Genomic DNA, 21,422 nt, shown 5'->3' with positions numbered 1-21,422 from the left:
AGGATGGGCGAAACCGCCCCACCCCACGGAAGGCCCCCATGGTGCCCCTGGCCGCTGAACCCGCCACCGGGTTCACGCTGGCCGACCTCTCCTCGCTGCTGCTGATCGGCTCGCTGACGCTGATCCTGTGCGCGATGGCGGTGCGCCTATCGACCAAAACGGGTTTGCCGTCGCTGCTGCTGTATCTCGGCGTCGGGATGCTCGTGGACGCGGCCGGCATCGAGTTCCGCAACGACCAACTCACCCTCGTCCTGGGGTATGCCGCGCTGGTCCTCATCCTCATCGAGGGCGGGCTGACGACTTCGTGGGGGGGCATCCGACGGTCGGTCGCGCCGGCGGCGCTCCTGTCGACGGTCGGGGTGGTCGTCTCGGTTGCCGTCGTGGCGCTCGCCGGGCGCTTTCTGCTTGGCTGGTCGTGGAATACGGCACTGCTCGTCGCGGCGATCGTCTCGTCGACGGATGCTGCGGCGGTCTTTTCCGTGCTGCGCGCGGTGCCGCTGCCGCGCCGGCTGACGGGCATGCTGGAGGCGGAGTCGGGTTTCAATGACGCCCCGGTCGTCATCCTGGTCACCGCGCTGGCAACACGCGCGGCCGATCCGGCGAATGGCGTGGGCCCCCTCGAACTCGTGGGTCTGGCGATCCTCGAACTCTCGGTCGGGGCGCTGATCGGCCTGGCCGTCGGATATGTCGGCGGTGGTCTGATGCGGCGTGCGGCCGCGGGTAGTTCTGGGCTGTTCTCGATCGGCGTGGTCGCCGTCGCCGTGCTCGCGTATGCCGTGGCCACCTCCGTCCACGCCTCCGGCTTCATCGCGACCTACCTCGCGGCACTCGTCCTGGGCAACCTGCGGCTGCCGCATCAGGCGGCGGTGCACGCCTTCGGTTCAGCACTCGGGTGGCTGGCCCAGATCGGACTTTTCGTGCTGCTGGGGATGCTCGCCGCCCCATCCGGCTTCGCGGCGCAGATCATCCCGGCCCTGGTCATCGGCACGGTGCTCTTGGTGCTGGCCCGGCCGCTATCGGTCCTGGCTTCGGTGTCCTGGTTCGGGTTCAGCGTTCGGGAGCAGGCGTTCTTGTCGTGGGCCGGGCTGCGCGGCGCGGTGCCCGTTGTGCTGGCGACCGTTCCGGTGATCGCGCGCGCCCCGAATGTGGAGTGGATCTTCGAACTGGTCTTCGTGCTCGTCGTGATCTTCACGCTGGTCCAAGCGCCAACGCTGCCGTGGCTGGCGCAGCGACTTGGGGTCATCGAGGAACACCGGGCCCGCTCGCTGACGATGGAGACCACGCCCCTGGAAGAACTGGGCGCCTCGATGATGCACGTCGCCATCGGCCGACGCTCGCATTTGCATGGCGTCGCGATCTTTGAACTGCGCCTGCCGGACGGCAGTGACATCACGCTGATCCTCCGCGACGGCAAGACCATCGTCCCCACGCCCCGCACCCGGCTGCTGCACGGTGACCAGTTGTTGCTCGTGACGACGGACGCGCAACGCGCCCGCACCGAGGAGTTGCTGCGCGCCGTCAGCAAGGGCGGCCGCCTGGCCGAGTGGTCCACCGCCGACACCCCCCGCCGGCTGCGCAAGCGCCCCGGCCGCCCGGCCAGTCCGGCCTGACCGCCGCCGCCCAACCCGGCAGAGCCACTAAGGAGCGGAGGCGGCCGACCCGCGCTGCGGCATTTATCCTTGATCCGCACTCGCCCGCCCCGGCGCGGGCCGTCACCTCGGAGGACACCTTGCCCACGTATGCCTATGCCTGCGCCGACTGCGGCCACGCCTTCGACATCGTCCAGTCCTTCAGCGACGACTCCTTGACCGTCTGCCCCCAATGCGAGGGCCGGCTGCGCAAGCAGTTCAATGCTGTCGGCGTCGTCTTCAAGGGCAGCGGCTTCTATCGCACCGACTCCCGGTCCGGCTCCAAGAGCAGCACTTTGCCAGCCAAGACCGAGGGCTCCGCCAGCACCGGCTCGAGCGACTCGGCCACCTCCTCGCCGACCTCGACGAGCCCGACCAAGCAGTCTTCGTCCACAGCCGCCAGCACCAATTCGTCGGTTTCCACAGCTTCTTAAGGCCGGGTTCCGTCACGCCGAGCCGGCCCGTAGGGTCGCGGCATGACGGCATACGACCCAGCAACCGGACCCCGCGCCGAGATCGGCGTGATCGGCGGCTCCGGCTTCTACTCCTTCTTCGACGACGCCGAACGCGTGCGTGTCGAGACGCCTTTCGGCGAGCCCAGCGACGACCTCGTCATCGGCACGGTTGCTGGCCGGTCGGTCGCCTTCCTGGCGCGGCACGGCCAGGGCCACCGCTTCCCGCCGCACCGCGTCAACTATCGCGCCAACCTGTGGGCCCTGCGCGCCGTCGGCGTCCGGCAGATCCTCGCGCCCTGCGCCGTCGGCTCGCTGCGCCGCGAGCTCGGCCCTGGCAGCGTCGTCGTGCCCGACCAGGTCGTGGACCGCACGTGGGGTCGGGCGCACACGGTGTATGACGATCCGGGAGCCGTCGTGCACGTCTCGTTCGCCGAGCCCTATTGCCCGCGCGGGCGGGCGGCCACCCTAGAGGCCGCCGCTGCCCGCGGCCAGACCGCGAAGGATGGCGGCACGCTGGTGGTCGTCAACGGCCCCCGCTTCTCCTCCGCTGCCGAGTCGCGCTGGCATGCTGCTCAGGGCTGGGACATCGTCGGGATGACGGCCATGCCCGAGGCCGCCCTGGCTCGTGAACTCGCCTTGTGTTTCACGACGATCGCGCTGGTCACTGACCACGATGCCGGCGTCGACGACATCCCGGCCGTCACGCATGAGGAGGTGCTCGCGGTCTTCGCCCGGCATATGTCGGCCCTGAAGGAGACCGTCCGCAGCACGATCGCCGCCCTCCCGGAAGCGGAGACGGATTCGGACGCGAGTTGTTCGTGCCGTCGGGTCTTGGACGGGATCGACCTGCCGCAGCCGCTGCCATAGAACGTGCCATAGGACTTTGAGATTCAGGGGGAATGATCATGGGGAAAGCACGCGGGCGCGGTCAGAGCGCTCTCGGCGCGACCCGACAGGCGGCGCTCGGACCCGACTCGCCTTTTGCGGGGTTGATCGGGGCTGGGCGACGCGCGGCGCGGCGCCGCACGGTGCTCCGGCGAGTGATCGCGCTCTTGACCATCCTGGCTGCCGCGACGCTCGCGCTGACCCAGATATCCAGTGCGCGCCAGGCCGGCGCCGCGGCAGCGGCCACCTCGACGGAAGACTCGACGAGCGGCAACGCCTCGGTCGGCGGCGAACACAAGGACGAATCAGGCGACCTCGGTGACCTTGCCGGGGCCGTAGGCGGTGCGGGATCTGGCGCAGCTGCTGGCGAGCCCGATTCGGCTACTTCCGGCACCGGCTCCCGAGCAGCTGATGCCGGCACAACCACTGGAGAAACGGACAGCAACGACCGCACCACAACGCGAGGCCAGCGCGGTGCCGAAGCCCTCCCTGCCGGGCGGGTTGGCGTGGTCGTCGGCATCGACGAGGCGCTCGCCGCCCGGCTGCGGGTGGGCGATCAGGTCGATGTGTACGCCGTAGGCACCGGCCAGCGCGTGGCGCGTGGTGCGCATGTGGTGGATGTGACACGCCCGGGCGACGGCAGCGCCGAGGATCCAGCCGCGAGCGCCTGGGCATCCGGCGGGGCATCCGTCTTCCTCGCCGTCTCCACGCGCGAGGTGGCCCGCATCCCCGCAGGCCAGAGCGCTGGAAGCGGACCCGACGCGTTCTTTCTCACCGTCACGCCCCGCGACAACGCGTCAACGTCCTCGTGAGTGCGACGCCTCCTTTACCGCACCTACCCGACCCTCGACAAGACCTCGGCGCGAAAAAGTTCCCGATGTTGGGTATCCTTTTCCTCGGCTCGCTCCCGAGCCCGGCGCCTCCCGACGGATGTGATGGCGCCCTGTAACCCCTCACCAAAGGAACAAGGAATCCCATGAAGGGCTTCAAGGACTTCATCATGCGCGGCAACCTCGTTGAGCTTGCCGTCGCGTTCGTCATCGGCGCTGCCTTCGCGGCCGTCGTGACGGCTTTCACCAAGATCATCGTCGAGTTGCTGGCCAAGGCCGGCGGCGCCCCGAACTTCGATGAGTGGCAGCCGGGTGGCCTGGTGTCGGTCGGCCCGTTCCTGACCGCGCTCGTCGCCTTCCTCATCATGGCCTTCGTCGTGTACTTCTTCATCGTCAAGCCCTACGAGGCCGCCAAGGCGCGCTTCGAGAAGCCGGCTGACGAGGCTGTCGACCCGCAGATCGCCCTGCTGACCGAGATCCGCGACCAGCTCGCTCGTCGCTGAACCTTCAGCGGTGAATCGCCCGACCTGATCGGGCGGTACACGCGCCTATGACCAAGGGCGGGTGGAAAGGATTCCCTTTCCACCCGCCCTTCGTCATGTCTGGACACCCAGCCGCCCAGCGGAGCGCAGATCTTGCCGCCGAGCAGCCTCATCGCTCGGAGCGCTGCTATAGCTGCGCTCCACCGCAATGTGAGCTCTCGCCCGCGAAAACCACTCTCCGGCAGGTCAGCCCCAGTGCGGCGGCCGCTGCTCAGCGATCCACCGATCCCGGCCGTCGCCCCCAGCCGCCACCTCGCCCCACCCGGCGTCCGTGTCATCGCGGGTCTGCCCGCCGGCGGCATTCGCCGAACCGTCAATCGACGCACCACCCGTCGGGGGCCGCGAGGCGCGACGTGACCTTGGGATCGGCCCCGTTCGGACATCACCTGCGGCCAGTCGTTCCATGGCGGCCACGATACGAGCCTCTTCGCGAGCCGGGTCGCGGAAGAGGTCGACATTGAGGATCTTCAGCGGTCGCCAGCCGAGCCGTCGCAGTTGCTCGTGCACCAGTCGATCCCGCATGCGGGTGCTGCCGAGGGCGGCATATGCCGGGCCGTCGGTCTGGATCGCGAGGCCGCCGGCGCCGCGAGCGAACGGATCGGAGACCGCCAGGTCAACGACACCCGGCAGGATCCCCGGGCGCGCCCGCAACCCGCGCGCCTTAAGGCGCCGGGCCAGATCGGCCAGCAGCACGGAGGCCTCACCGGTCGGAAGATCGGGCGCCGCGGTCAACGCATCGGCCAGCAGCCGCAGCCCGGCGCGCGCCGGTCCCGGCCCGGCCGATTCGCGCACCACCGCCGGGTCGAGGGTATGGAGTACGGCCACTCGCGTCCGCCCCCGCGTCAACGCGGCCGTCAAGAGGGCGGCACCGGTCGTGCCTGCCACCTCCGCCGGGGCCGTCTGCCCGAGAACGACCAAGACCGCATCGCGCACCAACCCCGTCGCGTGCGCCCCATCGACAACGACAAAGGGCTCGTCTCCGTCGTCGGCGAAGAACTCTTCGACGGAGGAGTCCATCGCGGCGGCGAGGGCGGTGCGAATGCGGTCGGCCATCTCGGGTGTGAGCGTGACGACCGCCAGGCTCTCCTTCGGCGCCAAGCGCGCGGCGAGCAGCGCCGCCCGCACGGTGTGCGACACCAAGCCATGGTCGTTCTCGGTGATCGCCGCCGCCTCAACGCGATAGGCCCCCGTGTCACGAGGCGCGGGGAAGCGGCGCATCGTCCCGGCATACGCATGCGCCACCGGCCACTCCATCAGCCGCGCGTCCCGCGAGCGGTAATGCCAGCCGAGTCGGTGCACGGGCCACAAAGCCGCAGCCTCGGCGAGAAGCGACGGTCCCCGATCGGCCCGCGAGGCCTGACCCCCCGCGGTCGCCGTGAAGGGCACCGGACCGGGCAGCGCCGAATCCCCGAGGATCAGCGCCTGCCGGGCGCGCCCGAGCGCCGCAGCCGCCTCCGCCACCGAGAGACTTTGGGCATCCTCGACGACGACCAGATCAACGCTGAGCCCGGCGGGCAGGGCCAGCCCGACGGCATACGGACTGGTCAGCCAGATCAACGGCACCGACGGGTCGAGGCTGGACGCGATGCCCGCCGCGTGGCCGGCCTGCAGTGACCGATCGACATCCTGGAAGCGGGTCCGCGCGGCGCGGAGGTGGTCGCCGGTGGCGCGGGCATACCCCGGGTCCGACGCGGTCACCTGCGCGAGAAGCGATGCGAGCCAGACGAATTCGACCTCGGTGGGCACCGCGTCCGGGCTGACCCTCCGGGCCGCGAAGTCGTCGATGAGTTCGCCGAGGCCCGCCTCGCGGGCGCGGGCCAGATCGGCATTGGTGTCGGCGAGCGTATGCAGTCGCTCCCCCGCCCCCGCCAGCTCCGCCATCCGCTGGTGCAGCGCCGGCACGGGTTCGTGGAGCAGGTCCGGGTGGCCGTCGATCAGGCGCGACACCAGGCTCGCCTGCTCGGCGAGCGTGTCATAGGCCGCCTGCGCCGACGCGATCCCCTGGACCTGACCGGGCATGATCCGCGAGCCGCGCACGTGCTGCCAGAGCGGCCGGCTCGCCAGCGCGTCGCGCACCAGCGCGTGGAGGTCGCTCGGCGAAGCGCCCGGGCGCAGCAGCGCCTTCACCGCCCGCTCGTGCTTCCATCGGCCAAAGGCCCCGGAGCCGTCCGCGGCCGCCCACTCCTCCAGCGGCGCATCGAAGATGCCGAGTCGGAAGGCGTCCAGCACGCGGGTCAATCGGCCCATCCCGGCGATGAACTCGCCATGGTCGGCGAGCGTGGACATCGCCGGGACATCGATGCCATCGAAGGTCCGCCGGAAGTCGCTGGCGAAGCCGGCGAACCGCTCGGCGCTCAAGGCGGTCACGGCGTCCAGAGCCCGGGAGACGTCGGCCACGTCCGCGACCTGGGCCCCCCACCACAGGTCCTTGGGCTCATCGGCGGCCGGCCACGCGCCATCGGCCGCGGCGGCTTGCAGATCGCTTGACCACTGCCGCACCTGCTCCGGCCCGAAGGCGCGCAGCACCTGCTCGGGCAGGCGCACCTTCGAGCGCGGCGGATTCGGGTGCTCGCACACCGCGGCGATCCGCTCCTGCAGGTCGTGCAGCGACAGACCGTGCGGCTCGTGCACCCGGTGCATCCGGCTCACGTGCTCGCGCAACTCCCGCCCGGCCGAACTCCAGTCGGACTGCACCTGCGCGGCCCGCACCGACGGGCGGCGCGGCCCGCTTCCGGCCCCGGCCTGCGGCGCCCGGAGTATGCCGGTGAGCCCGGCATGCGCGAGCCGCCCGGCAATCGCGGCGCGTGATCCCGCGGAGGCCGCGACGATGAGGGTGCGTTTGCCGGCGAGCGCGCGGTCGGCGGCGATGTTCACGACCGTCTGAGACTTGCCGGTGCCCGGGCCGGCGTCCACGACGACGGTCCGCCCGCCACGCACCGCTTCCAGTACGGCGATCTGGTCGGGATCGGCGTCCAGGACGGTCGGCATCTCCGGCTCGGCCGGCGCGAAATGCCGGCCCTTGTCGGGGCCGAGCGCCGTGCCGCGGGCGAGCGGCCCGAGCAGCGGGTGGCTTTCGGCCGCCGCAATGACCTCACGGAAGGCCGCAACCGCGGACAGCTTCGCGTACGGGAAGGTGGTCAGCCACATATCGGGAGTGATCCGCCACCCCGGCGGGCCGGCCCAGGCCCGGTTCAGGGCTTCATACGCGCTGGTCGGGTCGAAACCGTGCGTGCGCACGGACATGCGCACGAGCACATCGAAGGGAATATCCGTGCCGCCGGTGCTTTCCAGGAAGCTACGCAGGGCGGGGTTGAACTCCAACTCTCCGGTGGCCACGACATCGAATTCGGTCTGCCGGGCGTCGTGCGGAAGCACCTCGCACGGGCGCAGGAAGACCGGCGCGCTCGGCTTGGGGCCGCGCCGCTCGGTCCAGGTCGCCCGGCCCACCGCGAGAAAGCTGCCAGGGACGCCGCGTTCACGCTCCAGTTCGAGTTCTTTGGCGCGGATGGCGCGGGCCCGAGAGATCGCCCGCTCGCGCGCTGCAGGCTCACGGTAGAGCTCCGTGAGCCGGGTCTTCTTGCCCGCCAACAGCTTCGCCAGCCCGCCCGGATGAGCGTGGGTGATATCGAGCGCGACGGCGTGATCGGACCACAGCAAGGTGTTGGGGCCGGAGTGGGCTACCAGTTGCGCGCGCCACCCGGCGATCCGCTCCGCCGCCGCCTCCGGCGAACCGGGTCGGGGGGCGGGCGCGGGGGTCACGGTGGCAAGGCTAATCCACGCGCGAAGGGCCTCAGACCGGCCGATCCACGGGCGCCTCGGCCGCTCGAGCGGAGGCGGTCGCGGCCATCGCCGCGATGGCCATGATCGTGAAGGCACCGACGAGGGCGACGTGCGCCAGCCAGGCGTAGCCCCAATGCTGAACGATCACCCCGGCGGCGGCCCCACAGATGGCTGCGGTCAGGCCCATCCCGAGATCGGCGAGGCCCTGACCTGCCGGGCGCTCGGTCACGGTGAGCGGCCCGACGAGCAGCGTAGACCCGCTGATGAAGGCCGCCGACCAGCCCAGCCCGAGCAGGAAGAGCGCGATCGTCAGCAGCACCGAGAAGCCCGCCGCGCTCAGGCCCGCAAGGACTGCCGAGATCAGCAGGATCGCTCCCCCGGCGAGCGCCACATATGGCGCCCCGAACCGGTCGACCCCGATTCCCCAGATTGGCGCGAAGGCGAACATGCCGAAGATGTGCCCGCTGATGACGAAGCCGACGATGGCCAGGCTCGCGTGGCCGTGCACGAGGTGCAGCGGAGTCATCACCATGACCCCGACCATCACCGCATGGCCGAGCGCCATGATTGCCACGCCTTGACTGGCCTCGGGGTGGCGTCGCAGGGCCGCAACCCCGCGGCCTAGCGAGCCCTTGCGCGGCGCCGCTTCCTCGCCGCTCAACTGCCGCGACAACAGCAAGGGGTCCGGTCGCAGCAGCGCGGTGATCGCCACGGCCCCAAGCATCAAGACGACGGCCGAGACGACGAAGGGCCCGGCCAGCACGTCCAGTCCGAGGGCTCGGGCGATCGGCTCCGCTGGGCCGGCGAGATTCGGGCCGAGAACCGACCCAAGGGTGGTGACCCAGACGACGAGCGATAGGTCGCGTCCGCGGTGCGCGGGGAGCGCGAGGTCGGCGGCGGCATACCGGGCAGCACTATTGGCGGCGCTCGCGGCCCCAAGCGCCGCCGAGCCGAGCAGGAAGAGGGCGAAGGACCGGGTCGCCGCGGCGGCGACGATCCCGAGCGCGCCGAGGGCGGCGACGACATACGCCAGCGTCAGGGACGGGCGGCGGCCTGCGCGATGCGCGACGGTGGCGATCGGCAGGGCCAGCAGGGCCGCGCCAAGTGTCTGGAAAGTGCCGCCGAGACCGGCCAGGTCGGTGCGGCCACTGATCCGCTCGGCGAGCAGCGATCCGACGGTCGCGCCCGCGGCGAGGCCGACGCCGCCGAGAACCTGGGTGAACATCAGCGTGCGCAGGGTGCGCCGCTGGGCCTCGGCGCGACCGACCATCTGCACGGACGCGAATAATAGTGGGCCCCATCTTGCGGACCGTCCGCGTGCCCGGGCTGCGGCGGGGACGTGATTGGCTGGCCCGCATGGCCGCAACCTTGCATCCTCGACTCCAGCCTCAGTTCGACACCGTGGTCGCGCGCAATCCGGGGGAACCGGAGTTCCAGCAGGCGGTCTTCGAGGTCATGCATTCGCTGAACCCGATCGCCGGGCAGCGCTCCGAATACGCGCAGTGGTCGATCCTGAAGCGGATCTGCGAGCCGGAGCGGCAGATCATCTTCCGCGTGCCGTGGGTGACCGACGACGGCGAGGTGCAGATCAACCGCGGCTTCCGGGTCGAGTTCAACTCCGCGCTCGGGCCCTATAAGGGCGGGCTGCGCTTCCACCCCTCCGTCAATCTCTCGATCATCAAATTCCTCGGCTTCGAGCAGGTCTTCAAGAATGCGCTGACGGGTATGCCGATCGGCGGCGGCAAGGGCGGTTCCGACTTCGATCCCAAGGGCCGTTCGGATGCCGAGATCATGCGCTTTTGCCAGTCCTTCATGACCGAGCTGTACCGTCACCTCGGCGAATACACCGATGTCCCGGCTGGCGATATCGGCGTGGGCGGCCGCGAACTGGGCTATCTCTTCGGGCAGTACAAGCGGATCACCAACCGCTACGAATCCGGCGTGCTCACCGGCAAGGGCCTGGCCTGGGGCGGCTCGAAGGTGCGCACCGAGGCGACCGGTTATGGCACGGTCTTCTTCGCCCAGCGGATGCTGGAGGCGCGCGGCGAGAGCTTCGAGGGCAAGAAGGTCCTGGTGTCCGGCTCGGGCAATGTCGCGATCTATGCCATCGAGAAGGTCCACCAACTCGGTGGCACGGTGATCGCGTGCAGCGACAGCGATGGGTATGTCGTCGACGAGGCGGGGATTGACCTTGAGCTGCTCAAGGACCTAAAAGAGGTGCGCCGCGGCCGGCTCAGTGAGTATGCCGATGCTCGCCCCGGTGCCCGCCACCAGTCCTCCGGGTCGATCTGGGAGGTGCCCTGCGATATCGCGTTGCCGTGCGCGACGCAGAACGAGTTGCCCGCGGACGCGGCGAAGTCGTTGCTGGACAATGGGGTTCGACTCGTGGCGGAGGGCGCGAATATGCCGTGCACCCCCGAGGCGGTCGATCTTCTCCAGGGCGCCGGCGTGCTCTATGCGCCCGGCAAGGCCTCGAATGCCGGTGGTGTGGCGACGAGCGCCTTGGAGATGCAGCAGAACGCCAGCCGCGACTCCTGGCACTTCGAGGAGACCGAGGCGCGGCTGCAGGAGATCATGACCGATATCCACACCCGCTGCGTCGAGACCGCCGAGGAGTTCGGCGACCCCGGCAATTACGTCCTTGGTGCCAATCTCGCTGGTTACCTCAAGGTCGCCGACGCCATGGTCGCCCTCGGCGTCATCTGAGCCTCAGCGCAGCAGGCTGATGCCGAGCGCGATCATGACGACCGCGATCACGGCATCGAGGACGCGCCAGGCCATCGGACGAGCGAAGACCGGGGCGAGGAGGCGGGCGCCATACCCCAGCCCGGTGAACCACAGCAGCGAGGCGCCCGCGGCGCCGGCGGCGAACCACCAGCGCTGGCCGGCGTGGCTGGTGGCGACCGAGCCGAGGAAGACCAGCGTGTCGAGATAGACGTGTGGGTTGAGCCAGGTGAAGGCCAGCACGGTGAGGATGGCGGTGCGCAGGGGCACCGGTCCGCCGCCGTTTGCGGCCGCGTCGAGATGTTCGGCGTGCAGCGCGCGGCGGGCCGCGAGCAGGCCGTAGGCGATGAGGAAGGCCGCTCCGAGCCACTTGACCGCAGTGATCAGACCAGGAGCGGCCGCGACGAGCGCCCCCATTCCGCCCACGCCGGCGATGATCAAGACGGCATCGGAGAGCGCGCAGATCGCGACGATCGGCAGCACATGCTCGCGGCGAATCCCCTGTCGCAGGACATAAGCATTCTGCGCGCCGATGGCGATGATCAGGGCCGCGCCGGTGAGCAGTCCGGTGAGCGCGGCGGCTGCGGGGGATTCCATGACGGCAACGCTAGGTCGGCCGCCCTCCCCAACGCCAACTCACTTTTCTGACGAATCATTAGAGTTTCTGTATGGACGTGAGTCTGGAGCAGCTGCGCACCCTCGCCGCGGTTGTGGACGAGGGCACCTTTGATGCCGCGTCTGTGGCTCTCGGTGTGACGCCATCGGCCGTGAGTCAGCGGATCAAGGCACTGGAGGTGGCCTGCGGGCGGGTGTTGTTGACGCGCTCCAAACCGGTGCGGCCGACGCCACCTGGACAGGCGATGCTGCGGCTGGCGCGATCGAGTACGCAACTGGCCGACGACACAGCGCGCGAGTTGGGGCTCGGGACGAGTCGGTCCCACACGCGCTTGCCGATTGCGGTCAATGCCGACTCGATGGCGACCTGGTTCCTGCCCGCCGTGGCGCGACTGCCCGCGCGGCATCGAGCCGTCTTCGATGTCCATATCGACGATCAGGACCGCACCTTCGAGTTGTTCAGCAGCGAATCTGTGCTGGCCGCGGTGACATCGGTGGCTCGGCCGGTGCCGGGCTGTTCGGTGACGCCGCTGGGCACGATGCGCTATTTCGCCTGTGCGGCAGTCGATTTCGCGGACGCTCACTTTCCTGACGGGCTGACACCCTCGGCACTGGCCACCGCGCCGGTGGTCGTCTTCAACCGCAAGGACAGCCTGCAGCACCGCTTCCTGCGAGAGTTGGCGGGGCGCGACCTCGATCCGCCGACGCACCACCTGCCCGCCTCGGCAGACTTCCTGCGCGGCATCCAGCTCGGACTCGGCTGGGGGCTCGTGCCGGTGCTGCAATGGCAGACCTTAAGTGATGCCGACTCGATCGTCGGCCTGGCGCCGGATCGGCCCGTTGATGTTCCGCTCTACTGGCAGGTGTGGACCTTGGACTCGCCAGCGCTGCAGGCCTTGACGTCCGTCGTCACGGCGGCAGCGGCCCACAGCTTGCTGCCGGTGCCCGCGGACTAAGGTTCGTCAGGCGCAGAAGTCACACCGTCCCGTGGCCGGCAATGCCATGAAACAGCTGGGACAGAAGGACATCGGGCGCGCTTCCGCGCGGGCGGCCGAAGCCCGAGGGCGGGATGCGGCGCTTCGCGAGCTGCTGCGGACCACCGGGGCCTTGGCCCGCCAGCCACCGGCGGGCTCGGGCGCACCGGCCCACTGGTAACACGCGATCCGCTCGGTTGCCGCGAGGTTCTCGCGCTCCCGCGAAGACGCCGGTTCGGGCCGGTCATAGGCCGCGAGCGCACCGTCATACAGCTCCCCCACCTTGCCGTCGGTGGTGACGACCAGGGCAGTGAGGCAGGGTATGCCGTCGGCCCGAGCTGCCTCGGCCACGGCGGTCAGGCAGTTCCCAAGCCACTTGCTGGCGGGCACCAGGGCGCTCACACCGGTGTCGGCTTGGATGCGGGCCGCAAAGTCGGCGTGCCCGATCGTGCCCATCGGCCGGGCCGCGACACCGGCGAGCAGGTCTCGCGCGGCAGGCACCCATCGCGCGTGCGCCGCCGTTCGGCCCACGGTGTGCCCCGTCTCGTCCTGGGCGAAACCTCCGATAGCCATGGGCATCCTTTCGCGTGCGCCGGACCGTCCCTTGGCAGGATATCGGGCACTCCTTTGCGGCCTGACGGACGTTGGGCCGTCGCCAAGCGGCCCGAATCTTGCTGTCTCGGGACAGAATCGGCGAATGGCTGTCATCCTGCTTGCCCTCGGATCGCGAGGCGATGTGCAGCCCATGGCGGTCTTGGCTGGGGAGCTGACCCGCCGTGGCCAGGCGGCGCGGGTTGTCGCGACATCAGATTTCGCTGGCCTCGCCGCGGGCTGTGGCGCGGACTTCGTGTCGATTGCGGCCGACAGCCGGGAGGCCGTCGCGATGACCCATGCCCGATTCGGGCGACAGCTGTTCAGCCACCCGCTGGGACAGGCCTGGCTGTTGCGACGCTGGCTGGCCCTGATTGCCGAGCCGGTGGCGGATGCGTGCCTCGAGTCGATTGGGCCGGGCGATGTCGTGCTGTCCGGAATCCTCACCCGAGGGGTTGGACTCGCGCTCGCCGAAGCCCGCGGCGCCCGGCTGGTGACGGTGCTGCATACCGGCCAGGTGCCCACGCGCTATGCCGAGAGTCACTTCGCCTTCGACCACTTCCGGGGGCGGGCGACATACGACCTGCGCGGAGCGCGGCTGAGCTGGCGGATCGCCAGCGGCCTCGGCGCCCCGGCAGCGTATCTCGCGCGGGCGAAACTCGGGTTGCCGAGGCTGGCAGCCGGTGCCACGGCAGGGGCGGCCGATGCCTTTCCGGTGATCGTCGCCGCAAGCCCACTCGTGGTCCCGCCAGCTCACGATTGGCCGAAAAATGTTGTGTCGACGGGATATCCGACTCCGCGCCAGGAGTCATTCGCGCCGGATGCGGAGCTTGCCGCCTTCCTCGACGCTGGGCCGGAGCCTGTGTATGTCGGGTTCGGCAGCCTCGGCGCGAGCGGCGCCCACGACAACCTGGCGCCGGTGATCGAGGCGGCGCGCCTGAGTGGCCGGCGGATCGTCACGCCGGCCGTCGGTGGCGCGGCCGCCGGCTCGATCGACCGGCGGGTGCACGTGATCGACTCGGTGCCGCATGACTGGCTCCTGCCGCGGATGGCCGCCGTCATCCACCATGGGGGCGCCGGCACGACCTGGGCCGGATTGCTCAGTGGCCGGCCGTCCGTCGCCGTGCCGTTCGGAGTCGACCAGCCCTATCAAGCGCACCGGCTACACGGCCTAGGGGTCGGGCCGGAACCCATTCCGGTGCAGCGCCTTTCGGGCACATCACTGGCTCGGCTCATCGCCCAGGCAACCTCGGGGTCGTATGACGAACGCGCCGCGGAGGTTGGGCGGGTGGCACGGGCGGAGGACGGCACGGAGGCGACCATCGCGGCTCTCACGCGGTGGGGTTATCTCTGACCGAGGGACCTCTTACCCGCTGGTAACCTCAGGGGAGTTCCCGAATCGGAGGCCCGATGTCCGACTTCCCGTATGCCGACCGCTTTCATGTGCACCGCAGCTTGCCCGCGACTGGCAGGAACCGTGCGGAGGTGCTCGCCGAACTCGACACGATGGCGCGCGAGGAGGACGCCACCTGGGAGACCGGCAAGATCTCGGGGACGATGTACTGCGGGGATCACGATCACTACGCATTCCTCAGCGAAGCCTTCGCGAAGTTCGCGCATGTCAACGCGCTGCAACGCGACTTGTGCCCCTCGCAGACGAAATTTGAGGGCGAGATCATCGCGATGGTGCTCGACCTGATGCACGCGGACGCCGTCACGGCGACGACACCCGCCGGCCTAGTCACCAGTGGCGGAACCTTCAGCATCCTGCACGCGATCCTCGCGTATCGGGAGTATGCCGCCGCCACCCGCGGCATCTCGGCGGCCGCCGGGCGGCTCCCCAATCTCGTCAAACCGGAGACCGCACATCCGGCCTTCGACAAGGCCTGCCACCTCTTTGGTATCGAAAATCGCACGGTGCCAGTCGATCCCACGAGCACCCTGGTGGATCCGGCCACGGTGGCCGAGGCCATCGACGACAACACCATCGCGATCATCGGATCGGCGGGCAACTATCCCTACGGCACGATCGACCCGATCGCCGAGTTGGGCGCACTCGCCCTTGCCCGCGGCGTCGGGATGCATGTCGACGGCTGCCTCGGCGGCTTCATCCTGCCGTTCGGGGAGGAGTTGGGCTATGGCATACCCGCCTTCGACTTCCGCGTGCCCGGCGTCACGTCGATCTCGGCCGACACGCACAAGTACGGCTATGCCTTCAAGGGGTCCTCGGTAGTTGTGTTCTCGGACAAGGCGATTCGCAATGCGCAGTACTTCCATCAGCTCGGTTGGTCGGGCGGGAAGTACATGTCGCCGGGGATGGACGGCTCCCGATCCGGAGGCATGCTGGCCTCGACGTGGGCATCGATGGTCACACTCGGCCGGGAGGGTTATCGCGGCTATGCCGATGCCATCTTCGCCACCGCGCGGGAGCTGATGGCGGCGGTGCGATCCCACCCGGACCTGCGGATCATGGGTGAGCCGACTTTCTGTTTTTCCTTCACCAGCGATGCCTTCGACATCTATCACATCGCCGACTTCATGAAGCCGCGCGGCTGGCGCTTCAACGGCCAGCAGTATCCCAACGCAATTCACCTGGCGGTCACCCGTCCCCAGACGAAATCCGGTGTTGTGGAGGCTTTTTCGGCCGATCTCGCCGAGGCCGTCGAGTACGCCCGAGCGCAGCAGGCCGCTGGCCGCATGACGCAAAGCGGCGCGATCTATGGCGGTGTCGTCGGCGGGCTGAGCAGTGAGGTGGAGAGCGTCATGACGATGATCATGGACGGCATGCTCGACACGCAGCAGGCGCTGCCGCCGAGGGCGTGACGTGACCGAGGACCTGGTCCTGACCGTTGACCTCGGCAGTGGCGGCCCGAAGGTCGGCTATGTCACGAACACCGGCCGCCTGGTGTGGACGTGGTACGAACGCGGCGACATCTTGCGCGGGAGCGCGGCACAGGACGCCGACGAATGGTGGCGCACGATCGTGATGGCAGCCCGGCTGGGCATCTCGAGTGGCGCGGTCGCGGGCGAGCGCGTAGTCGGGGTGGCCTGCACCGGCCAATGGGCGAGCACCGTGCCGGTCGACGCCGATGGCACGCCGGTCGGCGAGTGTCTGATGTGGAGCGACACGCGCGGGGCGGAGCATTCCTCGCGCCGCTTCGGAGGCCGCGTGCAGGGGTATGCCGCCCGCCCCCTCGCCACCTGGCTGCGCCGCTCGGGTGGCATCCCGAGCCCGGGTGGCGCCGACCCGATCGCGCACATGCTGCACTTGCAGCACGACCGACCGGAGGTCGTGGCACGCTGGTTCCTCGAGCCGGTGGACTACCTCACGATGCGGTTCACTGGACGCGCCGCGGCCACACCGATGTCGATGACGGCCGCCTGGTTGACCGACAATCGCGACCTCTCTCTGACGGCATACGACCCGATCCTGTTGGGGCACAGCGGGATCGATCCAGAGCGGCTTCCGCCGCTGGTGCCCTCCGGCTCGCTCATCGGTCCGGTGCGGGCCGACGTGGCGGCCGCGATCGGCATACCCACGAGCGCGCAAGTTGTCACCGGCTCACCCGACCTGCACGCCGCGGTCCTCGGCTCGGGCGCCGTGGGCATGCTCGCGCCACATGCCTCCCTCGGCACCTCCGCGTGGGTCTCGTGCCCGGTTCCGGCCAAGAAGACCGATGTGCTGCGCTCCATGGCGTCGGTGCCCGGTTATGGCGATGGCCGCTACCTCCTCGCCGACAATCAGGACAATGCGGGCCGGGCGCTGGAGTGGTTCCGCGAGACTTTCGCCCCCGGGGTGGAGTATGCAGACCTGCTGGCCGCGGCGGCAGCGGCCCCACCGGGGTCCGGATCGGTGATCTTCACGCCGTGGCTGACGGGCGAGCGCTCCCCCGTCGACGACCGCAACGCGCGCGGCGGCTTCCACAATCTCTCGCTGGACGCCGGGCGCGGCGACCTGACGCGTGCCGTTCTCGAAGGCGTCGCCTTCAATCTGCGCTGGTTGCTCGGCGGGGCCGAGAAGTTCACCGGCCGCCGTCTCGAGGACATTCGATTGGTGGGCGGCGGGGCGCGTGGGGACCTGTGGTGCCAGATCCTCGCGGACGTCTGCGACCGGCGCTTCGAGCGCGTCGCGGACCCCTTGTATGCCGGCCTGCGCGGCGCCGCCCTGCTCCACTCGCTCGCGACGGGCGCGGTCACCGCTGCCGATGTCGCGTCACTGGTGCCGGTTGATCGCATCTTTGAGCCCGACCGGGCGCAGCGCGCGGTTTATGACGCGCTCTTCGGTCAGTTCCCAAAACTGCACTCGCGCAACAAGAAAATGTTCGCCGCCCTCAACGGCTGACGCGTGCGCCACCCCCACAGCGGCCGCACCTCGTAGGGTTGGCCCATGGCCAAGCCCACCGCCGTCGGTGTCCAGGCGGGAGATCGCGCGGTACGCGTCTCCTCCCCCGACCGGGTGATCTATCCCGCGACGGACCGCACTCCGGAGGTGACGAAGGTGATGGTCGCGGAGTATTTCGCGTCTGTCGGCGATGGCCTGATGCGCGCCCTCCGCGACCGGCCGACCGCCTTGGAGCGCTGGACGAAGGGGGTCCTGCCGGGGATGACGCTCGGCACCGGGCGCCCCGGAGAGAAGGCGGATGCGTTCTACCAGAAGAGGGTTCCGGTCGGCGCGCCCGATTACCTCCGCAGTTGCGAGATCACTTTCCCCTCCGGCCGCACGGCATACGAGGTGTGCCCGAGCGAGATCGCCGTCCCCGTGTGGTGCGCGCACATGGGCACGCTGACCTTTCATCCCTGGCCGGTCCGGTGCGCCGATGTCGACCATCCCGACGAATTGCGCATCGACCTCGATCCGCAGCCGGGCACCGATTTCATCGACGCGGTGCGCATCGCGGGCGTCGCCCGGACGCTGCTGACCGAACTCGGCATCACCGGCTTCGCCAAGACGTCCGGGAACCGCGGCGTGCACATCTATGTGCGCATCGAACCCCGCTGGACTTTCGAGCAAGTCCGGCATGCCGCCATCGGCTTCGGCCGAGAGTTGGAGAAGCGCGACCCCGGGGTCACCACGGCCTGGTGGAAGGAGGAGCGCGGGGAGCGGATCTTCGTCGACTTCAACCAGAACTGCCGCGACCGGACGATCGCCTCGGCATACTCCCTGCGCCCGAAACCCGGTGCGCCCGTGTCGACTCCGATGAGTTGGGAGGAGCTGGCCGAGGTGACCGACCCCACGGCATACAACCTCTTCACCGTGCCCGACCGGCTGCGCGAGCATGGCGACCCGTGGGCGACGATCGACGACCAGGCCTTCTCGATCGAGCCGCTGCTCGCGTTGTATGAGGAGTCGGGACTCGGCGAGATGAACTTCCCGCCGGACTATCCCAAGATGCCCGGCGAGCCGCCGCGGGTGCAGCCGAGCAAGAAGGTCGCCGCGCACTGGGACGCCGACGGCAACCGCATCCCGGACTGATCGTGCCGCTTAGCCCGCAATAGGGCGCCCGCGAATCCCCAACTCGGACAATCGGATCGACATCGCCCGCGCTCGCTCGACAAACTCGCCGTATGACATCCGGTCCCGCCCGTTCGCGAGCTCGGCCAGCGCGATGAAACGCGGAAACGCCATATCGCTGACCCGCTCGGGGGTGGGGAGGTATTCGCCCCACAGGCAGCCCTGCACGCCGACACCACTGCTGCGCCTCGGACGGACGGGCAATCCCCAAGTCTGCCAACCGTTTCCGGGCTACCGGGCTCGCGGCCCATTCGTCGGTGGGGCATTAGTCGCCGCCGATGTGAATCCATGGGGCGGGGAAGATCGACAGGACGTGCTCGAGCACATCGCGGCAGAAGGCGATCGTCTCGTCCGACAGGTTGAGCACGGTGTCGTGCACGCCCCACCGCGTGGAGACCTGGTGCGGTCCGGACACGTCGACATTGCCGAGGTGCGGGTATGCCGCGATCGCCGCCGTCATGTGCCCCGGCATGTCAATCTCGGGCACCACGATGACTCCGCGCGCCTCGGCATACGCGACGAGGCCACGCAGTTCGTCATCGGTGTAGCACCCACCGTGCGGGATGTCATCCGTGCTCGTCGGATCGAGGGTGGTTTGGCTGGCTGCTCGAACCGAGCCGATCTCGCGCAACCGCGGCCAGCCGGGCACATCGATCCGCCACCCTTGATCGTCGGTCAGGTGCAGGTGCAACCGGTTCAGTCCGAGCAGCACCATCGCGTCGACGAAGCGCTCCAAATAATCCACCGGCAGCCAGTGCCGTGCCGGAACGATCAGGACCCCGCGCCATGCGTATGCCGTCGTCGGGGGTGCTCGTCGGCCTCGAGTTCTCGGATCGTCAGCTACATGGCCCAGTCTCTCGTGGGCGTCCGGCCTGCCACTCGAAAGCGCGCGGCCGAACCCCTGGCACTTCCGAGTGCTCACCGGCCCCGCTTCGCTCGTATGGTGAACGGATGCCGCTGCGCTTCCTCGCCGTCTCGTTCGCTTCTCAAGATCCCGAGCGGGTTGGCGCCTTCTGGGGCGCGATGCTGGGACGCGATCCCACCACCGGGGCGGGCGGCATACTCCTGGCCGGCTCGGCGACCCAATGCGGGCTGGCCTTCCACAAGGCTTCGCGGACCGACGTTCCGGGACGGGTGCACCTCCACCTGACCAGCGACAGCGCGGCTGCTCAACAGGCGACCGTCGAGCGCGCAATCGGGCTCGGGGCGCGCTACCTCGATGTCGGCCAGCGGCCCGAAGAGGGTCACATCGTGTTGGGCGATCCGGAGGGAAATGCCTTCTGCGTCATCGAGCCGCACAACAACTACCTCGCCGGGACCGGCTTCCTCGGTGAGCTGGCGTGCGACGGAACCCGGGAGGTAGGGCTCTTTTGGAGTGCTGCTCTCGATTGGCCGCTGGTGTGGGATCAGGACGAGGAGACCGCGATCCAGTCACCTGTGGGCGGCACGAAGATCGCGTGGGGCGGTCCGCCGGTGGCGCCACCCGACGGCGGGGAGCACTTCATCGTGACGGCCTCCGACCCAGCCCGGGAGGCGGAGCGGTTGTCGTCACTCGGCGCCGAGATACTGGCCGAAAATCCAACCGGCGCAATCGAACTCACCGATACCGATGGAACTCGATTCGTGCTGATGCGCGAGGAGTGAGTCACCCGCTCTGGTAGTCGCGGATCCACGCCCCCATCCCCGGGAGGGTGAACCGCAGGCGACCACGGCCCGCTGCTTCGATCACGCCGCGGTCGATGAGGCGGGCCCGCGGGACGCTGATGGCGCGCGACTCGCGACCCATCGTCGTGGCGATGTGATCCCGCGGGACGATCTCCTGCTCATAGTCGGCCATCGCGGACAGGAAGGACTGTTCGAGTTCGCTCGCGGAGTCCCATCGGGCCCGACACATGGCGGCGAGTTGGCCGCGCATCCGGCCCTCGCCGGCCTCCAGGTCGTCGCGCTCCAGGATGTCGCCCTTGACGGGGGCGGCCTCTTGCCAGGTCGAGTCGCCGACCAACTGCAGCAGGTAGGGATTGCCGTCGGCGATCTCCAGCCCAGCCACCAAGGCGTCCTCGCGCCAGCCGACACCGACCTCGTGCGCCGGCTCGTGCAGGACGCGGCGGGCGTCTGCCTCGTCGAAGCGCTCGATGGAGATGAACTCGCTGCGCTCACCAAAGGTCGCGGCGCGCATGATCATTTCGGGCGTCGACGGCAAGCCCGCCGCCATCACGGCGAGCGGGTTGTCGGCCCGTCGGCCGGCGAGATTTTGCAGCGCATTGAGGAGGATGGCGACCTCGGCATAGGGCGCGGCGTGCAACTCATCGACCAGCAGGAGCAGCCCGGCGCCCCCGCGCACGCGAACCGATGCGGCTGCCTCGTGCAGCACTCGTTCCAGGCCTGTGATGGCAGCGACCGGCTGCTCGCCGTCGGTCTTGTCCCGGCCGAACTCGGTCGAGAGCCCGACGCCGAAGATCGCGAACTCCAGCGAAATCGTGTCGAGCACGCGCTTGGTCGAGCGGTCGTCGAGCACCTCGGCGTCGATGAGGGCGCGACGCACCGAGCCCGCCACTTCCGTGAGCATCGGGCTGCCTTTGGCGCAGGCCACCCAGGCGGTGACAAACCCCAACTCGCGCGCCCGATCCTCGGTGTCGCGCAACAGCGAGGTCTTTCCGAGCCCACGTGGCGCATGCAGGACCACCGGCGGCCCGGCGAGTTCGCCAAAGGTCACGACGCGCGCCAGCAGATCACCCAAGCGCTGCCGCTCCCGCGCCCGGCCCACCAGCACCCGCGGCAGATCCCCTGGGGTGAACGGACTCGCGAGCGCCACGGCATACCTCCTGATCGTTTGTTATACAGCGACCTGGTATAACACCCGATCAACCACCTCCTACTCTCCCACGC

Annotated in this window: 19 protein-coding genes; 12 read left to right on the top strand and 7 right to left on the bottom strand. The window is 69.4% G+C overall.

Annotated features, from left to right (window positions below):
- Nucleotides 1-38: 38 nt before the first annotated feature.
- From ABD225_RS10485 to mscL, 5 genes are all read left to right on the top strand, one after another.
- The gene (locus ABD225_RS10485) at nucleotides 39-1,610 is read left to right on the top strand and encodes a potassium/proton antiporter (protein ID WP_344084651.1); all 1,572 of its coding nucleotides are present in this window, start codon (nucleotides 39-41) and stop codon (nucleotides 1,608-1,610) included.
- Between the two features lie 119 nt (nucleotides 1,611-1,729).
- Entirely contained in the window at nucleotides 1,730-2,062 is a 333-nt protein-coding gene (locus ABD225_RS10480) for an FmdB family zinc ribbon protein (RefSeq protein ID WP_344084648.1), read from the top strand.
- Nucleotides 2,063-2,104: 42 nt separating this feature from the next.
- The gene (locus ABD225_RS10475) at nucleotides 2,105-2,950 is read left to right on the top strand and encodes an S-methyl-5'-thioadenosine phosphorylase (RefSeq protein WP_344084645.1); all 846 of its coding nucleotides are present in this window, start codon (nucleotides 2,105-2,107) and stop codon (nucleotides 2,948-2,950) included.
- 38 nt (nucleotides 2,951-2,988) lie between these two features.
- Complete coding sequence (locus ABD225_RS10470) at nucleotides 2,989-3,780, top strand: hypothetical protein (RefSeq protein ID WP_344084642.1); 792 nt, start codon at nucleotides 2,989-2,991, stop codon at nucleotides 3,778-3,780.
- Between the two features lie 164 nt (nucleotides 3,781-3,944).
- Nucleotides 3,945-4,301, top strand: coding sequence for a large conductance mechanosensitive channel protein MscL (gene mscL, locus ABD225_RS10465; protein ID WP_344084639.1), 357 nt, complete (start codon nucleotides 3,945-3,947; stop codon nucleotides 4,299-4,301).
- A gap of 225 nt (nucleotides 4,302-4,526) precedes the next feature.
- On the opposite strand, the gene ABD225_RS10460 is transcribed toward mscL, so the two are convergent.
- Both ABD225_RS10460 and ABD225_RS10455 read right to left on the bottom strand, forming a co-directional pair.
- Complete coding sequence (locus ABD225_RS10460) at nucleotides 4,527-8,099, bottom strand: hypothetical protein (RefSeq protein WP_344084636.1); 3,573 nt, start codon at nucleotides 8,097-8,099, stop codon at nucleotides 4,527-4,529.
- A 31-nt stretch (nucleotides 8,100-8,130) separates the two neighbouring features.
- A complete protein-coding gene (locus tag ABD225_RS10455; RefSeq protein ID WP_344084918.1) occupies nucleotides 8,131-9,390 on the bottom strand; it encodes an MFS transporter in 1,260 nt (419 codons plus the stop codon).
- A gap of 86 nt (nucleotides 9,391-9,476) precedes the next feature.
- Between ABD225_RS10455 and gdhA the strand changes: the two genes are divergently transcribed.
- Entirely contained in the window at nucleotides 9,477-10,826 is a 1,350-nt protein-coding gene (gene gdhA / locus ABD225_RS10450) for an NADP-specific glutamate dehydrogenase (RefSeq protein WP_344084633.1), read from the top strand.
- Nucleotides 10,827-10,829: 3 nt separating this feature from the next.
- Here the strand turns inward: gdhA and ABD225_RS10445 are convergent, their stop codons facing one another.
- A complete protein-coding gene (locus tag ABD225_RS10445) occupies nucleotides 10,830-11,441 on the bottom strand; it encodes a LysE/ArgO family amino acid transporter (protein ID WP_344084630.1) in 612 nt (203 codons plus the stop codon).
- A 71-nt stretch (nucleotides 11,442-11,512) separates the two neighbouring features.
- On the opposite strand from ABD225_RS10445, the gene ABD225_RS10440 reads away from it, so the two are divergent.
- Nucleotides 11,513-12,415, top strand: coding sequence for a LysR family transcriptional regulator ArgP (locus tag ABD225_RS10440; RefSeq protein ID WP_344084627.1), 903 nt, complete (start codon nucleotides 11,513-11,515; stop codon nucleotides 12,413-12,415).
- Nucleotides 12,416-12,421: 6 nt separating this feature from the next.
- Here ABD225_RS10440 and ABD225_RS10435 read toward each other — a convergent pair whose 3' ends face one another.
- Entirely contained in the window at nucleotides 12,422-13,006 is a 585-nt protein-coding gene (locus ABD225_RS10435) for a hypothetical protein (RefSeq protein WP_344084624.1), read from the bottom strand.
- A 124-nt stretch (nucleotides 13,007-13,130) separates the two neighbouring features.
- On the opposite strand from ABD225_RS10435, the gene ABD225_RS10430 reads away from it, so the two are divergent.
- From ABD225_RS10430 to ABD225_RS10415, 4 genes are read left to right on the top strand one after another with little or no spacing between them, the layout of a single operon-like run.
- The gene (locus ABD225_RS10430; RefSeq protein WP_344084621.1) at nucleotides 13,131-14,378 is read left to right on the top strand and encodes a glycosyltransferase; all 1,248 of its coding nucleotides are present in this window, start codon (nucleotides 13,131-13,133) and stop codon (nucleotides 14,376-14,378) included.
- Nucleotides 14,379-14,434: 56 nt separating this feature from the next.
- Entirely contained in the window at nucleotides 14,435-15,847 is a 1,413-nt protein-coding gene (locus tag ABD225_RS10425; protein ID WP_344084618.1) for a pyridoxal phosphate-dependent decarboxylase family protein, read from the top strand.
- A gap of 1 nt (nucleotide 15,848) precedes the next feature.
- Nucleotides 15,849-17,366: a xylulokinase gene (locus ABD225_RS10420; protein ID WP_344084615.1), complete on the top strand. Its 1,518-nt coding sequence runs from the start codon at nucleotides 15,849-15,851 to the stop codon at nucleotides 17,364-17,366.
- Between the two features lie 45 nt (nucleotides 17,367-17,411).
- Nucleotides 17,412-18,497 (top strand): DNA polymerase domain-containing protein, encoded by a 1,086-nt coding sequence (locus ABD225_RS10415; RefSeq protein ID WP_344084612.1) that lies wholly within the window; start codon nucleotides 17,412-17,414, stop codon nucleotides 18,495-18,497.
- Between the two features lie 9 nt (nucleotides 18,498-18,506).
- On the opposite strand, the gene ABD225_RS10410 is transcribed toward ABD225_RS10415, so the two are convergent.
- On the bottom strand, nucleotides 18,507-18,740 hold the full coding sequence (locus ABD225_RS10410) for a family 20 glycosylhydrolase (RefSeq protein WP_344084609.1): 234 nt from the start codon (nucleotides 18,738-18,740) through the stop codon (nucleotides 18,507-18,509).
- Nucleotides 18,741-18,801: 61 nt separating this feature from the next.
- Nucleotides 18,802-19,458 (bottom strand): family 20 glycosylhydrolase, encoded by a 657-nt coding sequence (locus ABD225_RS10405; protein ID WP_344084606.1) that lies wholly within the window; start codon nucleotides 19,456-19,458, stop codon nucleotides 18,802-18,804.
- 29 nt (nucleotides 19,459-19,487) lie between these two features.
- Between ABD225_RS10405 and ABD225_RS10400 the strand changes: the two genes are divergently transcribed.
- Nucleotides 19,488-20,180, top strand: a complete 693-nt coding sequence (locus tag ABD225_RS10400) for a VOC family protein (RefSeq protein ID WP_344084603.1) — start codon at nucleotides 19,488-19,490, stop codon at nucleotides 20,178-20,180.
- 1 nt (nucleotide 20,181) lies between these two features.
- Here the strand turns inward: ABD225_RS10400 and ABD225_RS10395 are convergent, their stop codons facing one another.
- Nucleotides 20,182-21,348 carry an ATP-binding protein gene (locus ABD225_RS10395; RefSeq protein WP_344084600.1) on the bottom strand — a complete coding sequence of 389 codons (1,167 nt, stop codon included), beginning with the start codon at nucleotides 21,346-21,348 and terminating at the stop codon, nucleotides 20,182-20,184.
- Between the last annotated feature and the right edge of the window lie 74 nt (nucleotides 21,349-21,422).

It is taken from the genome of Nostocoides veronense, from assembly GCF_039531185.1.
Lineage (GTDB): Bacteria > Actinomycetota > Actinomycetes > Actinomycetales > Dermatophilaceae > Nostocoides_A > Nostocoides_A veronense.
This window is presented reverse-complemented; position numbering and strand designations above follow the sequence as displayed.

Bases quoted from the DNA above. Each gene is read 5' to 3' on its own strand.
- ABD225_RS10485 (WP_344084651.1), top strand. From the start codon at position 39: ATGGTGCCCCTGGCCGCTGAACCCGCCACCGGGTTCACGCTGGCCGAC.
- ABD225_RS10475 (WP_344084645.1), top strand. From the start codon at position 2,105: ATGACGGCATACGACCCAGCAACCGGACCCCGCGCCGAGATCGGCGTG.
- ABD225_RS10470 (WP_344084642.1), top strand. From the start codon at position 2,989: ATGGGGAAAGCACGCGGGCGCGGTCAGAGCGCTCTCGGCGCGACCCGA.
- mscL (WP_344084639.1), top strand. From the start codon at position 3,945: ATGAAGGGCTTCAAGGACTTCATCATGCGCGGCAACCTCGTTGAGCTT.
- ABD225_RS10455 (WP_344084918.1), bottom strand. From the start codon at position 9,390: ATGGTCGGTCGCGCCGAGGCCCAGCGGCGCACCCTGCGCACGCTGATG.
- gdhA (WP_344084633.1), top strand. From the start codon at position 9,477: ATGGCCGCAACCTTGCATCCTCGACTCCAGCCTCAGTTCGACACCGTG.
- ABD225_RS10445 (WP_344084630.1), bottom strand. From the start codon at position 11,441: ATGGAATCCCCCGCAGCCGCCGCGCTCACCGGACTGCTCACCGGCGCG.
- ABD225_RS10440 (WP_344084627.1), top strand. From the start codon at position 11,513: ATGGACGTGAGTCTGGAGCAGCTGCGCACCCTCGCCGCGGTTGTGGAC.
- ABD225_RS10435 (WP_344084624.1), bottom strand. From the start codon at position 13,006: ATGGCTATCGGAGGTTTCGCCCAGGACGAGACGGGGCACACCGTGGGC.
- ABD225_RS10430 (WP_344084621.1), top strand. From the start codon at position 13,131: ATGGCTGTCATCCTGCTTGCCCTCGGATCGCGAGGCGATGTGCAGCCC.
- ABD225_RS10425 (WP_344084618.1), top strand. From the start codon at position 14,435: ATGTCCGACTTCCCGTATGCCGACCGCTTTCATGTGCACCGCAGCTTG.
- ABD225_RS10415 (WP_344084612.1), top strand. From the start codon at position 17,412: ATGGCCAAGCCCACCGCCGTCGGTGTCCAGGCGGGAGATCGCGCGGTA.
- ABD225_RS10400 (WP_344084603.1), top strand. From the start codon at position 19,488: ATGCCGCTGCGCTTCCTCGCCGTCTCGTTCGCTTCTCAAGATCCCGAG.